A 14,906-nucleotide genomic window follows, 5' to 3' on the forward strand; every position below is an offset into this window, starting at 1 on the left:
CTCCTGACGCTAGTTAGCGATATATGACCAGACGTTAATACGATTATTGTCTGGATCATAAATATGGAAACCACCCCAACCATTAATTGGGTCCCCAGCAATTTCCGATGGTTTAACCCCATTCTTAATTAATTTATTATACTCCTGAAAGAATACTTCTGGACGAATATCATAATAGGTTCTGGCTTTATTATCATTCGGTTTTTCAACTACTTTGTTCGTTTGTAGTAGCCAAATATTATCCCAGAAGCATTGGTCTAATGCATTTCTATCATAGGCGTCCTCTGTTCGAAGATGTGCATAACCATTTTCGTTATCAACTTCTACGATATCAAATCCAAGATGTTTTTCATACCAGTCAGCGGACTGCTTTGGATCAGATACATGAATAATTGTATTCACGGTTCCAAATCCAACAATTCCAGATGGCGGATATTCCGCTTCATCCTCACCTCTTGGCTCTTCAGCAATAGCTAGTTTCGTATTATCAAAGGCGAATATATCACAATATCGCTGCCCATTTGGTAATGTTTTTATTTCAGTAAACTTCACATCTTTATCCGCTAAGTAACGTAACGTTCCATCAAGGTTGTATGTAGCAAAACCAAGCCTTACATTCCCCTCTGTTTTTGGAGATTGAAAATGTTCATACTCTCCTTCAAACGATTTAATGGTCACAACCCCAGAGCGTGGCATTTTCATAAAAGCCTTTCGACCAACCCATGAAGTTATTTTGTCTAAACACTTCCAGCCTAATAGCTCTTCATACCACTCAACTGCCTTGTCAAAATGCTCCGGGTCAACCATAATAAATCCCCCATCCCAACGATACATTATAAACACTCCTTAAAAATTTATTTACAACCTAAGCATAAAGGTTAAACCTAGTCTAATGTCAATAGTACTTCGAAAATTCTATATAATAAATATTAATGACGGATAGACTTGTTAAAATTAGGACTGGGGCAAACCTATGTACCAAGATGGGAAGCGCCACTACTTGGTATAACTCTCTTTACTTGGCCATAAAATAGTAACTATTGTAACTAATCCATGAATAATCAGGATTATTCCCCATATAACGGTTGTTCCATTAACGATATCACTGTCATAAAATTGGACTAGATTGCTTAGTGGAAACGTTTCTGTGACAAACCGCTCCCCAGAAGGATTCAAGCTAAAGATATGCCAGCCCTTATAACCATCAAAAATATAGAATGCCAACTGTCCAATTCCGAAAATGATAAGGTGGAAAACCCATAAAAGTCCCTTTCTCCACGAAGGACGGGTATGATTATTTGCTTTCAATTTTTCTCCCCCTATACTTAATTTTTCTTAAAAATGACTTCAAACTCCTTCTTAACTTAAGCATAAAGGTTAAACCTAGTTTAATACCAACAATTTGTTAAATTTTGGAACACCATCTTAGAAGTTTGGAATAGATAAGTACATCATATATGCAATCTGATAAACTCTTATTAGGATTAACTCGTCTTTTGTGAAATATATTTGATTAACTTGTAAGAAATGCCATAAAACACTCGTTACTTGATTTAGAAAGAAAAAAGGAGGTGGAGGAATTGCTTTATGGAGTTGGAATTTTTGTCCCTGTTACGGATTTAACTCGCTCCAAAAAATGGTATATGGATATGCTTGGATTTGAACTTGTCCATGAAGATGAACCAGATGCCTATACGATGAAATTAGGTGATCGAAGGGTAATGATATGTTTAGTTAAATGCGAGCAGATAGAACAGCCGAGGTTCCCTAAAAATAATTATGCGGTTGATGTTTACTATAATTTTCACACGGATAATGTGGATGCAGCGTATGAGGACCTGTTAAAAAAAGGGGCAAATATAGGTGAGATTCAGAATTATGATGGCATTCGTGGCTTTGATGTAAGGGATCCAGACGGAAATCGTTTTGGCGTTGTAACATGAAAAATGATGTGGGGTATAGCACTAAAAACTAATTAAGCTAGAAGGGAGATTTAAGGATGTTTCATAAGAATAACCAACAATTCAATGTGTTAGGGAAAAAGTACACAGGAAAATTTGAAGAATATCCTATCATAATACCAAAAGCAATTGAAGACTTTAGAGAGTCTTATCGGGGAGACGATTCATTTACCAGAGTGATAGTCTATGAACCGAAAAAAAGTCCTGAACATACAGTTGGGTATTTTTATTTAGGAGCACTTGTGGAAGGAGAACCAGCGGGAGAAGTACCGGAGAAGATGAATCTCTTTCAGTATGAGGGTGAATTTGCAAGCATATCGGTTCCTTTGGATTTAACGAAAATGGGCGAATACTATGACGAGTTAATCAACTGGATTGTTAAAGAAGGGGATCAAGCTGACCCTAATTATCATTTAATCGAAGTATATCGTCCTACCAATACAGGACAAGAACAGTTGGAGATCTATATGCGCATTAACACGGTTAAAGAGTAAGTATAAGTAACATAAGGAGGTGTTCCTATGTATCCCTATTCTAAAACAATTACAACTTTGCCGTTGCGACCATTGTTGTCCTGAAGGAGAACAATCCATCTTGTGTTAGTTCCATGATTTATAATGGTGATTTCATTGGTGAAAAAAGTTAAGGGGATGGGTGTCACCTCCGCTTTATTAAAGAGAAATGGAATAAGTGTAATTTCAGAAGAGGATTTTGCTGAAACCTTTCTATAGCTTAAAATAGTAACTGTTTGTCCACAAATAACCCATGTAAAATGATCTAGAAAACTATAGTCGGTTTTCAAAGGCAAGTTTGGGAAATATTCTTCAATACGGTTACAAGGATGAAATAATCAAATTGAGAGATCTTTATTTTTTGAATAAATATTTGATATATGAATCAAAAAGTAGCGTTAAAGATTTTCCTAACGGAGTATTATAGTGGAAAAACCTTCCTGTGGGAAGATTGTTATGATATGATAGGAACAAACGTTCTTGTTGGGGGTGGTAATCATGCAAATCTCAAAAGATAACACAATAAACATCAGACTTGCAATACCTACAGATACTAGTGAGGTACTAACATTCTTTGAAGAGAACATAGAAATCTCTCATGATCATATTTATAACCGGGAATTTGTTTGTCCGGATGGGGTTAAAGCTGCTATTAGAAGAAAACAAATGTTAATTGCCAAAAAAGAGTATGGTATAGTCGGCGCTCTTAGATTTTACAAGAAAAAAACAGACGGTAGTATATCACTTTATCAATTTGCTATATGTAAAAATCATAGAAAGCAAGGTTTACTAAAGCAGATGCTTTCTAATATAAATACAGGCCCGGTTCGTGTTAAATGCCCGAAGCATTCATCAATGAACCATTATTTTGATAAAACAGGTTGGATCTTGCATGATGCAATAGGTGAACTCAATTGCTGGCAATTATAAAATGAAAAAAGGGGAATGTTGATGACTACAAAAAAAGGAAATATAAAATTAATACAAGCCGTATCTCTTTTTACCCCCAACTTGGATCAGTCAGTTGATTTTTACAAAAGTACATTTGGAGCAACGGAAATGTTCCGCTCTAATCAAACAGATGGTTCTAATATGGTGGGGTTACAATTCGCTAATGGGGAAACAGAGTTTGTTTTACATGATAGTGAAAATTTGAAGGAACCTGACATTGAAGTGTTAGTTGATGATGTGAAAGACTTCTATCATACCCATAAAAGCAACGAGAATATTCATTGGATACAACCCCCGATTGAAAAACCATTTGGCGGGCACCTTGCTGTTATGCGCACGATAGCAGATGATATTGTGTTAATAGTTGTAGGGCCATAATAAAGATATTTTTGCGAACTGCTTGTATAACACTCACGGTCTTCTGGAATAAAAGTCCCCCCTTGGTATTGAATAACCAAGAGGGAAAACGCTAGAATATATGGTTAGCCTACCAATATTCAGTCATTGCAATGGTTTTAATTTCTGAAACCTTCGCTGGCAGCCAGCCTACTAAACATCAATATTTCTCTACCGCAATAAACATATCAATCTCATTATCCGGCTGCTCCCGCTTATATCGTTCGTCCCATAGCTCGAGATCATACCCAACAGGCATATAATTATTTGCCTTTAACCATCTACCATATAAATAATCATACGATTGTTGTAGGTCACTTTCTGGTCCTTTGTGTGTGTAGGCTACATAGGTGTTCTTAGCTATAGTATGGAGGATAGCGCCATCTGGAACATCTTCATCAGCCACTTCATAGCCAATAATATTGGTAAACGTATCCTCATTCACATCGAATTGGTCCTTCATTGGATAAACTTGTATTAAATAAAAGTGATTCCCTAGCTTGTGCTGGAATAGGTCTGCATTTTCCTTCAGCTTTGACAATGTTTTGCCAACCAAATCCTGTTCCTTAACCTGTTGTAAATTTGCTTCAAATTGATATCCTGCGACTCGAAACGTGTCTTTCTCTATAACTTTCGGTTCCATTTTCAAAATCTCCCCTTTATCTGTTCTTTTCCAAGACAAGGTCCCTCTCCAGACTAAGCTTCGGCCACCCTCCCCAAATATCAATAAGATTACCATCGGGATCTTCTAATTTGAATTGAAGTGTAACTTGCCCTGAGAAGAGAAAACAAAGAAGGTGGATTGCAAGAATGAGATGACTCTGATAAAGAGTGAATTGCTTCTTTAAATAGTAACGCTACACCAACTAACTTCTCATTAAATGAATGTATCTATTAACATAAGATTGATTGAGCATTAATATAGCTTTAGTTCCATAATAATCGTAATGAGATTAGTTTTATAATATTCATTATAATGAAAAATTAGCCAAATAACTAGAGTTAAAAGGTCTAAGCTGTCATTTATTTGTTTCGTCACCATGTAGACTACTTGGAGAAAAGGCATGAGCAGCAATTATGGCTCTTACCCAATGCCCTAATCTTTTTCCAATATAACTTTTTATTATACCTTTTGATTGAATATTTGTATTTTAATTATCCGTAAATGTATATTAAACTAACATTAATACAGAAAAAGAGTTTTTATAAAGGGGGAAATTGAATATGATAACGTTAAATCCAATTGGGCTTGCTTACAATGAAAGATACGAAATGGAAGATGATTATTGGGGTGGCGTAATTAGTAAGATTATATTAGATCAAACTCTTCCAGAAGAAGCATTATACGAAATTGAATCATTTTCTCACTTAGAGATTATTTTTCACTTTCATATGGTTGATAAAAATAAAATTATTAAAGGCGCAAGGCACCCTAGAAATGACATAAATCTTCCGAAAGTTGGCATCTTTGCTCAGCGTGGGAAAAATAGACCTAATCAGTTAGGTCTTACAACTGTAAGGGTAATTAAAAGAGAAGGAAGAGAATTATTTGTATCTGGGCTGGATTGCATTAACGAAACACCGATTTTGGATATAAAGCCCGTTATGAAAGAGTTTCTACCTAAAGAGTCGATAATCCAGCCTAAATGGTCTCACGATATTATGAAAAACTACTGGAGTTAAATAGTTACCCTCTTGTATTCTCTAATAATGCAAGGATTGTGATAAAATATGCCTAAACTAACTTAGCAGGCCATTTTAACAAGAAGAAGATTAAATTGCAAACGGTATCATTAATGTAAATAATCGTAAAGAATAACCTGGGGGAGTATTTTATGACTGCTGAAATAATTTTTGCATCAAATAAATTAGGATACATAAAGGATGAACAGTTAGAATTAATGCTTACTAAATTTAATTTGGGTAAACTTATTTCATCTAAAAAAACTGACAATGGTGCAATGGGTCAAACCATGTTCGTCACATCAACGGAAGGGAATTTTGTTTTGAAGGGAAACCCACTTTATAAAGGGCAGTTGATTGAGGAACGGTTCTTTATAGAAAATCTTGAAGAAAGAACCAGTGTACCAGTCCCTACACCATATATAATTGACAATTCTGAGGATATCTTTGGCTGGAACTATTCTATTATGCCACTACTTAAGGGCGACCATATAAATTCAAATCATCTGAAGACAGTTCTTAAATTTGAAGATAAGATAAAGATAGCTGAATCGATTGCTAGAACCTTGTCATCTTTTCATAAATGGAAAGTGAATGATTTTGGTGAGCTTAACACGGAAACCTTAGAGATAACTCCTTTTAATAATTCTTATACTCAATGGCTTTTTAGGAGAATAATGTTTTGGGTAGAAGATGCAAAGAAGTACTCAGTAATAAATGATAGTGATATCGATTGGGTTAAGTCTTTATTAGATGAATCCGAAAAGGAATTTAATAACTTTTCTTCTCCCACATTTGTAATGGGAGATTTTAAGCCTGGGAACTTTTTGGTACATCTAGGAGAGAATGGCTGGGAAATAAGTGGTGTATTTGACTTTACAAATTCTTATTTTGCTGATCCGATTTCTGATGTAATAAAGATGGTTACGTATTATATAGATAACAACGAAAGAGAAATTGCAAAGCACTTAATGAATATGTACTGTAGTCAATTGGAAGAAAGAAATGCTATAAAAAAGCGTTTAAAGGTGCATATGCTTCATCAAAGAGTGTTAGATTGGGGGAGTGCAAAAGCAACTAAAATGGTTACTTGGGATGATGAACTTTCATTTTCTAAATGGACAGAAGCATACACTGATGTAATTGAAAGTCTTATAGAGTAATACAGCAAATATTAAATAGTTGAACCATTTAATCAGTAGTTATCGTGAATATGACATATTTCAAATCATCTTATAATATCTTTTAGTGTCGATAAATTTTAATGCTGGAGAGAGGGAGTGGGAAATATGGCAATCAGACCCCCTTTGTTACAAAGAGGAGATACAATTGGATTAGTTACACTTGGCAGCCCTCTTGATGCGAATATTATTAATACTAGAGTACAAGTCTTGAGAAATATGGGCTTTAATATCGTTTTTGGTAGGCATGTTTATTCTTATGATGGCATTGTAGCGGCATCAGCTCAAGAAAGAGCAGATGATTTAATGAATATGTTCAGGGATCCGAGTGTCAACATGATACTTGCCACCCGCGGAGGGACTGGAGTTCAGACCATCCTTCCTTATTTGGATTTTGATGTTATAAGACAGAATCCTAAAGTTATATCAGGTTATAGTGACATAACAGTATTATTAAATAGTTTGTATCAATTTAGTAATTTAATCACGTTCCATAGTTTAATGCTTATTGACTTTAGACCAGAAACACCTGCGTATAACTTCAATCAATTTTTTGAAGCAACGTCTACGTTAACTTCCCCTAGGATAATTCAAAATCCCCCCAATTATGCCCTAAGGAGCTTAGTACCAGGAAATGTAACTGGACCTATAGTAGGTGGAAATATGACTTCGTTAGTAAATGCACTCGGTACACCATATGAAATTAACACACAAGGAAAAATACTATTTTTAGAAGAAACTCATTCTCCAACTACAATGGTCTTTAGGTATTTAACACAACTATTAATGGCAGGTAAATTTCGAGATTGTCTTGGTATTATTATGGGAGAGTGTACTAATTGTCCGGTATCGTATCGTACAACGTATGAAGATTTAATTAATGCTCTACTAGTTCCCTTAGGAAAACCACTGATTACCAACCTTAGTTCAGGGCATGGCTTATATAAAGCTGCCATTCCAATCGGTGCCAATGTAAATATAAATTCAACAGAAAGTACCTTGACTGTGATGGAACCAACCGTTTCTTAGTGGGTGGGAGTTTTTGTTTTTTGATTTTGCCAACAAAAAACTGATAAAAATCAAATGGAGAACTTTAACGCTATACCTTGAACTGAATTATTCATCAATAATCTCTCCTTTAATTAGTTAATGTTATACAAAAGTAAACCAATAGCGGTAATACTGTTAATAAAATAAATAGTGGTATCTTATTTTTGTTGAAAATTACTAATGAAGTATTAAATAGATTGATTCCCATTAGTATTAAAACAAGTGGAGTGTATGATTGATTAATACTAGCAGGAATGAAAGTAACCCTGTATAAAAAATACAGGGTAGCTGATAATCTTGTTGGAAAAAATCATTCTGACCACGGAGAATGTAAAATACAATGACAAAAGTTCTTATTTTTATATTCCGGTTGAAAATGTTGAATAACATCTTCTTTCATATTGCCGAAAGTAGTTTCAGGCTTATGTTTAAACCCATCATAGAATGCTGGTATAATATCCTTTTTGAAATTGTTACGAGGAAACGCTTTAATTATTTCTTCACGCAATTCTTCAGGGAATAGTTCAAAGCCATCTCCCATAACATCTAAACCAACACCATGAAAGAGTAATGCTACTTCTGATTGTTTATGTTCTGCAACACCCGGAGTCGTATGTAATGCAATTGCATCCCATACAAGTTGAATAGTTTCATCTGGAATTTGATACTGTTGAAGAAAACTTCTTGCTGCATTTGCACCGTCTACCTCGAATCGTAAGTCGGCACTACTGTATTTTTTAGTTAAGCCTAAATCATGGAATAAAGCACTGACATATAATAATTCCAAGTCATAATTCTTCTTCGCCTTTTTTCCATTTACCGCGCCGAATAGAAACACTCGATTGGAGTGATTCCACAATAGATCATTCCCCTGCTCGCGTAAAATATCAGCAGCATCTTTCGCCAACCTAGAATCCGGAATACGGATACCCGCTATTGTTTGTACCATGATTAAAAACCCCTTTACAATAAATTTACTCATCGGTTATGAGTTATTTTCATTGTAAAGAGGATTCTATTATTTATCTATTCTATAATTTCTATGATAATAATAGATAAAATCTATAACAAAGAATTTTGTAAAGAAGTGATCGCACTTTTTTCCGTGTGAAATTGAAGCTTTTCGATCTCACTTACTAATAATTTTATAAATTTTCGTGCTGCGTAATTAATAAAACAATTCTTTTTCATCATGAAATAAACTGCTTTTGTCAAAGACGGCTCTTCAATATGCTGGAAGAATAAACCCTCTGTATCATAAAATTCATATAACGTTCTTGATACTACACTACTCCCAACACCACTTCGAACGAGATTTAATATAGATTCAATACTAGACGTTTCAACAATAGGCTCTATTTGCCTATCCATTTCATAGCTTGTTTTATCAAGTATTTTTCTACATTGGTGTATACTTGGGAATAGAATAAGAGGCTGAACCAGAACAGAGGATAATGAAATCTTCTGATTCCCATTACGTTGATTACTAATAAAGTAAAACTCTTCATCATACAGTTTTGTTACTTGCAACATATCATATTGATTAAGATGAAAACCAATACCAAAATCAGCTTGATTTTCTAGAACAGCCTTTTCCACCTGATCAGTGGTTACAATAAACACTTTAATGTTGGGATATAACTGGCTAAATTGAATACATAAATTAGAAACCAAATCTGTTATTTCTCCCGGTAACACAGCAATTTTTAATTCTCCAAGTTCTACTTTCGTCAATGCTTTGACTTGAGAAGTTATATTTTGAATAGAACTTCGAATATTCATAGCTTCTTGCTGTACAATTTCCCCAACCTTGGTAAGTTCAATTTTTTTGCCAATACGGTTAAAGAGTGGGTAGCCCACCTCTTGTTCAAGCATCTTAATTTGATGACTTAGTGTGGGTTGTGAAATTCCTAATCTTTCAGCTGCTTTAGTAAAATGTAATTCTTTACTAACCATTAAAAAATATTCTAAATGTCGTAATTCGATTTTTTTTACTCCTTTCTAATATAAGAGCTATCTTTAATAAGAACTTATATATCAAGCTGGACTAGCTGAAGAAATTATACCACTGATTGTACTCTTTTTCTTAATTAACTTCACGTGTTATCGCCACAATAATACTTGTATTGATGTATGGCGTCACATTACTCTTTCCCCGACTTACCCAAATGTTATTATAATTTTACACCTACATTACCCCCAACTATTACAATCCATTATTACTAGAACAATCTCTATTACATTAACACCGTTACCCTATTATATCGCAAATACTAAGTATAATTTAAAAATTATTCTGTATTTTCGGCTTGCAACATATCATCCCTCTTTACACAACTAGCCTCAGTTCAAATGTAACATATATTCATATGCTGTTAATCCGTATACTTTTTTAAAGTGCTTATTTAAATGAGTTAAATCAACAAAATCACATTCCGAAACGGCTTGGTAAATATCTTTATGTTTATCGATCAATTGCTTAGCCCGTTCAATCTTACAGTTGAGAAAGTATTGATATGGTGTGATACCAGTATGAGACTTGAACAATCGAATAAACTGAAATTTGGATAGATGAAGCTCCGTACTAATCTCTTCCAGTTTAAGTACATTCCCTAAATCAGAACGAAGCATATCTTTCGCTTTGTTAATTAGAGCATTGTCCTTCGTAATAGCCGTTGAGAGATTGGTTTGAGTAAGTGTATCGGTGAGAGATATGAATAGTTCACTACATAACGCCTCATCTTGTTCCTTTAATATCGCATTTGCTAGACTTAATACTCGTTGTTCAAGTGTATAATCATACACTACTGGGGTCTCGAAACTTATCCTATCTTTTTTCCCCGAAGCTTCTAAAAGTAATTGTGGATCAATATATAGGATGACATAATCAAGACCTGTCTCATCATGTGCCATTCCGTCATGTGCCTGTTCTGGATTAAAAAGCATTACGCCATTAGGATAGGATAATGTTAAATTGCCATCTAAGTTATAATGTTGAATACCACGTAGGGTTACACCAATTGCATACTCCATATGGCAATGCTTTTTATACTTGAAATCAGTGATACTTGCTGACAACGCGGTAATACCGGCAGCTTTTTTATAAATAAATTGATCCATTTTATTCACCTCGTTAAACATTACCTATACCCATATCATAATGGTCGCATAAACTAAGCCTAGTGCCATAATTATATTTACAATCCTTGTATACTTATGTAAAAACCTTTTGAGAATGGTACCAAAAAGAACCCATGAAAGTAATGCGATAAATCCAATGATAGTTATAGCGATCACACTTAACGTAACAGTAGGTGTATCGGTATTGTAGGATAAAACAAAGCTAGGAATAACGGTCATGGTGAATACGATTACTTTCGGATTTAAAAACTGCATAAAGAAGCCTGTAGTAAACGTGCCAGTTTTATTGTTAGTTGATTGTGATGTATCCATTTTATAGATTTGGTAAGAGAGATATAACATATAAATCGTACCGATAATCTGCATACCTATTATAATTTTAGGAACAACGGTTATCAGCACTGTATTCAACATTGCAGATATAGCTAGTAATAAACCAAAAGCAATTATCGATCCAAATGTATAATTCATGGCTTTTTTGGGCCCATAATTATGTACGGTAGATAAAATGACGATATTCGTTGGCCCTGGAGTTATAGTCACAATAAAGCAGTATAGTATAAAAGATGTCATATCCATGATGAAAACCCCTTTCAGTGTTTTCACCTAAATATACATCGAAAAAATTAATTGGATATAGTATATTATTGCAGGATTATAAGTCCCCATCCAGCCTTATTTTATTGCTAAGGCCCTTCATAACAAAAATCATCCTTTATTACTAGCTAAGTTTCCTTCAGTACCAACCTGTTAGTGAAAAAATAGGGTACTTCTCTTCTAAAAGGAAAGCCCCCATTTGTTAACCCCGATATTTTATTTTTACCTTATTTCCTAACGACAGGAATCCACATTTCACCAAACACCAAACCGTTTTGCTGTCCCATCTCTACAGTGGCATTTGGCCCACCAACATAGGCGACATCCTTTAATTCAGGTAGAACCTGACCAAATGCAAGGCCAGTAAGTGTTTGACTTAGTTCATCAGCAGTTTTCGCTTCTGCTTTAACAACTACATATTCTCCCTTTGGAAACTCAATCACTCTAGTTGCTTCAGGTAGGGTTGCATCCGTCATAACACCAGCATAATGCATCATCTTGTTATTCACCGCCTCGTTTACGGCGAAAATGTAGTCGTTTGTTGCGACAGATTTTAATGTATCCAGTATGCCATTCTCTTTGACCTCGTGCCAGAAGTCAGACTTCTCCTTTGTTATCCCAGCATAGTCTGTGTAATCACTCTTTAGCTCCGTGCCAAAACCTAGAACTGTGAAGCCTTCCTTTTCCTCTAACGTATAATTTGCCATAATCAAATCTTCCTCTCTTAATGAATTGATCAAATGATTTTTATTTTCACTTGATGGGTTTATAATAACTTTAAATCATGTCAAAAAGTGATACTGTTTTTGGAGGTTTCTATGAAAAAAGTTGAACGGATTAATACAATTATGCGGTATATTAACAACCGTGCCCACTTTACTATTTCCGAAATCATGCAGGAATTTAATATTTCTCGTTCGACAGCGATTAGAGATATTAGGGAAATTGAAGCCATGGGAATGCCTCTTATTGCTGAAGTTGGCAGAGATGGTGGGTATTTTGTTATGCAAAATTCGGTACTTCCGGATGTTCGCTTTACCGATAATGAGGTGAAAGCCCTTTTCATCGCGTTTATGGCCACAAGAAATCTACAGCTTCCGTATTTAAAGAGTCGCCTGTCCTTAGCTGAAAAGTTACTGGGCCTACTATCGGAAGACCAGCAGGATGACCTTGTTCTGTTAAATCAAATCTTGCTTTTTGAGGGCACTAACCCTAATAATCCCGACCTACTAGACCTGTCAGACCTCCCCCATCCCATGTTAGAAAAGCTTATCCAATTCCTTCTGATGGATCGCTATTTCGTGATTACTATCAATGAAGAGGAAGGTAGCAATACCTATCCAATTTACCTTATGCATCTTTACCGCGAAAAAAGTCGCTGGATGATGGAGTGCTTCGATATAAAGGAACGAAAGAAGCTTATGGTTCCTGTCGACCATCTTGGCAATATTGAACCATACTCAGCGAAGAAAAGATTAAGTAAAAAGAGTATAGAGAAACTATCTAAGCAACAAGAAGTTGAGAATCTTATACTTGAATTAGGTCCAAAAGCGATAGCCCAGTTTAAAAAGTATCATCCTATAAAAGCTTCTCTATCCTATACGAATCCCTTCCAAACGACAGCTGTTCTAAAGACTTATATTCAAGTTAGTGACGAAGAGGAATTAATGGACATGATAAATTGGCTGCTTTTTCTAGGTGAAGATATAAAAATAAGAGAAATACCGAAAGAAGTCTTAGCTGGATTACGAGGGAGATTATCCTTATATTACCCTTAAGTGATGCCGCTATTAACTAGTGCATCTTGGAAAGTTAGTGTCTATTATTTTGTAGGAGCATGGAATAGAAGCACTAAAACACAACGGAAACAAAAATAGCAGTAATATAATAGGATTTTCACCAAGCACAACCTTTATAACCAAAGCAGAGCCGATAATAGTTCAAGTATGTAAATGAATGTTCCCCCTCCTTTAGTTTCCTTAAAATAACCAACCTGCTAATGAATGAACGTTAACAAATAGGGCCTTCTCTTCTAAAAGATAAGCCCCCATTTGTTGAAAATCCGATCCCGTTATTTTAATAGCTTGTAATTAGAATGATATTTGGAATAAAACCTATATAAGAATGGAGTTATCGTAAAGGCAATAGTACTTAATACTAGAGAAACTATAAAAGATATTAAAATAGATAAAGTACTGGAAGTGTCAAAATACGTTAGTACCAAATAACCGCCAAAAAATGCAATAAAAAATACAAACCCTATGCTGATGATTTTGGATTCCATGCTTGTCATATGCTCTGTACCACATTTTCTACAATTCATCGTATTATTTTTGTTAAACGACGACTTCCATACAAATTTATATATTTCTATCCATTTGAATTTCGTATGACACTTCTCACACTTTTGCAAATGATTCTCCTCCTTTATATTCCTCTCCTGTTGGCAAATTGTGTGGTTAATCGTAATCCAACAAATTATTTCTCCTTTACCGAAACATAATAAATTATCCCCAAAACAATTGGTATCAAAAATACAAATGGTTTTAGGTTGTCAGGTAGGTATAATAATAAAAATAGCCCGACTATAAATATAGGAATCATTAAAATAATATTTCTTTTTACTCATTTTATCCCCTCCGTTAAACATAACTACCTAGTTAGTTCAACGAGAAACCTTCCTTAAAAATTTGCAAATAATCTTTTTTATTTAACTTGGAGAAACTGCAATTTCTTTTTAGCTTCTTATATTTTGTGAAACCTCATAAAAAGGGCCCCGTTAATGTTATTAACTTTCTGTATGATTTTGGATATTGACCTTGAAAAGATAAAAAGGGGGATTTCCCCTTACCATCTTTAAATACATTTTAACATAACATTCTAATAATTTACATAAAGATATACCCATTTATTACGTTGGAAAATTACTCTGTCAAAACAGATGCTGGAATGCTACATTGTTGTATTTCAACGGCATCTCGTATAAACCCATCCTAACTCCCTCTTCCCTCTTCACAAATGAATCAAGTATAAATTTAAAATTCTTCAGTTCCCAATTCTAAAAAGAACTCCCTAACATCCTCCGGTAACGCTTCTACCGCAAGAATCTTTAACCGTTCCGTCCCAGGAGAAGTCATAATCACATAGGACGTTTCACCGAACTCCATAAGTGTGAACTGTCCTACTCTATTTGCTGTATTGGCTTGAATATAGGTGAAGTCCTCTTCTGTAAAGTTATTCTCATAGCCATCTAATATAAGGCTTTGTACATCTTCAAAGCTATCAGCAAAATGTAATTCTTGATACATTTCAAGTGAGTTCTTTGGTGTGAAAAATAATACATGGAATACAGAACCCCCAACGATGATGAAGCAAAAAACGAAGAACCATATCCAATCAGCTGGTGTTTTCCTTTTGATTAACATGAAAATATC

18 protein-coding genes and 1 pseudogene are annotated in these 14,906 nt (G+C 34.7%); 9 read left to right on the forward strand and 10 right to left on the reverse strand.

Annotated elements, in window-relative coordinates; all coding sequences use genetic code 11:
• Positions 1-9 precede the first annotated feature (9 nt).
• A complete protein-coding gene (locus tag KGF86_RS01215) occupies positions 10-834 on the reverse strand; it encodes a VOC family protein (protein ID WP_186867969.1) in 825 nt (274 codons plus the stop codon).
• Positions 835-996: 162 nt separating this feature from the next.
• Complete coding sequence (locus KGF86_RS01220) at positions 997-1,308, reverse strand: hypothetical protein (protein ID WP_211740907.1); 312 nt, start codon at positions 1,306-1,308, stop codon at positions 997-999.
• Between the two features lie 263 nt (positions 1,309-1,571).
• On the opposite strand from KGF86_RS01220, the gene KGF86_RS01225 reads away from it, so the two are divergent.
• The 5 genes and pseudogenes from KGF86_RS01225 to KGF86_RS01245 all read left to right on the forward strand — a co-directional run bounded on the left by KGF86_RS01225 (position 1,572) and on the right by KGF86_RS01245 (position 3,802).
• A complete protein-coding gene (locus KGF86_RS01225; RefSeq protein WP_343221399.1) occupies positions 1,572-1,943 on the forward strand; it encodes a VOC family protein in 372 nt (123 codons plus the stop codon).
• A 56-nt stretch (positions 1,944-1,999) separates the two neighbouring features.
• On the forward strand, positions 2,000-2,455 hold the full coding sequence (locus KGF86_RS01230; RefSeq protein ID WP_211740908.1) for an effector binding domain-containing protein: 456 nt from the start codon (positions 2,000-2,002) through the stop codon (positions 2,453-2,455).
• Positions 2,456-2,520: 65 nt separating this feature from the next.
• A pseudogene (locus tag KGF86_RS01235) lies at positions 2,521-2,692 on the forward strand (2-thiouracil desulfurase family protein); the annotation flags it as partial.
• Positions 2,693-2,971: 279 nt separating this feature from the next.
• Positions 2,972-3,403, forward strand: coding sequence for an N-acetyltransferase (locus tag KGF86_RS01240; protein WP_222618939.1), 432 nt, complete (start codon positions 2,972-2,974; stop codon positions 3,401-3,403).
• 21 nt (positions 3,404-3,424) lie between these two features.
• Positions 3,425-3,802, forward strand: coding sequence for a VOC family protein (locus tag KGF86_RS01245; RefSeq protein ID WP_186867972.1), 378 nt, complete (start codon positions 3,425-3,427; stop codon positions 3,800-3,802).
• Positions 3,803-3,980: 178 nt separating this feature from the next.
• Here the strand turns inward: KGF86_RS01245 and KGF86_RS01250 are convergent, their stop codons facing one another.
• Positions 3,981-4,463: a GyrI-like domain-containing protein gene (locus KGF86_RS01250; protein WP_186867973.1), complete on the reverse strand. Its 483-nt coding sequence runs from the start codon at positions 4,461-4,463 to the stop codon at positions 3,981-3,983.
• A gap of 581 nt (positions 4,464-5,044) precedes the next feature.
• Between KGF86_RS01250 and KGF86_RS01255 the strand changes: the two genes are divergently transcribed.
• From KGF86_RS01255 to KGF86_RS01265, 3 genes are all read left to right on the forward strand, one after another.
• Positions 5,045-5,503 (forward strand): SAM-dependent methyltransferase, encoded by a 459-nt coding sequence (locus KGF86_RS01255; RefSeq protein ID WP_186867977.1) that lies wholly within the window; start codon positions 5,045-5,047, stop codon positions 5,501-5,503.
• 152 nt (positions 5,504-5,655) lie between these two features.
• Positions 5,656-6,666, forward strand: a complete 1,011-nt coding sequence (locus KGF86_RS01260; RefSeq protein WP_186867978.1) for a phosphotransferase family protein — start codon at positions 5,656-5,658, stop codon at positions 6,664-6,666.
• Between the two features lie 126 nt (positions 6,667-6,792).
• A complete protein-coding gene (locus tag KGF86_RS01265; RefSeq protein WP_211740909.1) occupies positions 6,793-7,713 on the forward strand; it encodes a S66 peptidase family protein in 921 nt (306 codons plus the stop codon).
• A 331-nt stretch (positions 7,714-8,044) separates the two neighbouring features.
• Here the strand turns inward: KGF86_RS01265 and KGF86_RS01270 are convergent, their stop codons facing one another.
• The 5 genes from KGF86_RS01270 to KGF86_RS01290 all read right to left on the reverse strand — a co-directional run bounded on the left by KGF86_RS01270 (position 8,045) and on the right by KGF86_RS01290 (position 12,179).
• Positions 8,045-8,683 carry an HD domain-containing protein gene (locus tag KGF86_RS01270; protein WP_186867980.1) on the reverse strand — a complete coding sequence of 213 codons (639 nt, stop codon included), beginning with the start codon at positions 8,681-8,683 and terminating at the stop codon, positions 8,045-8,047.
• 113 nt (positions 8,684-8,796) lie between these two features.
• Entirely contained in the window at positions 8,797-9,720 is a 924-nt protein-coding gene (locus KGF86_RS01275; RefSeq protein WP_343221418.1) for a LysR family transcriptional regulator, read from the reverse strand.
• A 357-nt stretch (positions 9,721-10,077) separates the two neighbouring features.
• Positions 10,078-10,854 (reverse strand): helix-turn-helix domain-containing protein, encoded by a 777-nt coding sequence (locus KGF86_RS01280; RefSeq protein ID WP_186867982.1) that lies wholly within the window; start codon positions 10,852-10,854, stop codon positions 10,078-10,080.
• A gap of 24 nt (positions 10,855-10,878) precedes the next feature.
• Positions 10,879-11,454 (reverse strand): LysE family translocator, encoded by a 576-nt coding sequence (locus KGF86_RS01285; RefSeq protein ID WP_186867983.1) that lies wholly within the window; start codon positions 11,452-11,454, stop codon positions 10,879-10,881.
• 245 nt (positions 11,455-11,699) lie between these two features.
• Positions 11,700-12,179 carry a GyrI-like domain-containing protein gene (locus tag KGF86_RS01290; RefSeq protein ID WP_211740910.1) on the reverse strand — a complete coding sequence of 160 codons (480 nt, stop codon included), beginning with the start codon at positions 12,177-12,179 and terminating at the stop codon, positions 11,700-11,702.
• Positions 12,180-12,290: 111 nt separating this feature from the next.
• Here KGF86_RS01290 and KGF86_RS01295 point away from each other — a divergent pair, with 111 nt between their 5' ends.
• A complete protein-coding gene (locus KGF86_RS01295; protein ID WP_211740911.1) occupies positions 12,291-13,250 on the forward strand; it encodes a helix-turn-helix transcriptional regulator in 960 nt (319 codons plus the stop codon).
• Positions 13,251-13,543: 293 nt separating this feature from the next.
• Here the strand turns inward: KGF86_RS01295 and KGF86_RS19635 are convergent, their stop codons facing one another.
• Entirely contained in the window at positions 13,544-13,885 is a 342-nt protein-coding gene (locus KGF86_RS19635; RefSeq protein WP_186867986.1) for a TIGR04104 family putative zinc finger protein, read from the reverse strand.
• 622 nt (positions 13,886-14,507) lie between these two features.
• Positions 14,508-14,897 carry a hypothetical protein gene (locus tag KGF86_RS01305; RefSeq protein WP_211740912.1) on the reverse strand — a complete coding sequence of 130 codons (390 nt, stop codon included), beginning with the start codon at positions 14,895-14,897 and terminating at the stop codon, positions 14,508-14,510.
• Positions 14,898-14,906: the final 9 nt, after the last annotated feature.

Origin of the sequence: Ornithinibacillus massiliensis (assembly GCF_018310345.1) — a bacterium.
Lineage (GTDB): Bacteria > Bacillota > Bacilli > Bacillales > Amphibacillaceae > Ornithinibacillus > Ornithinibacillus massiliensis.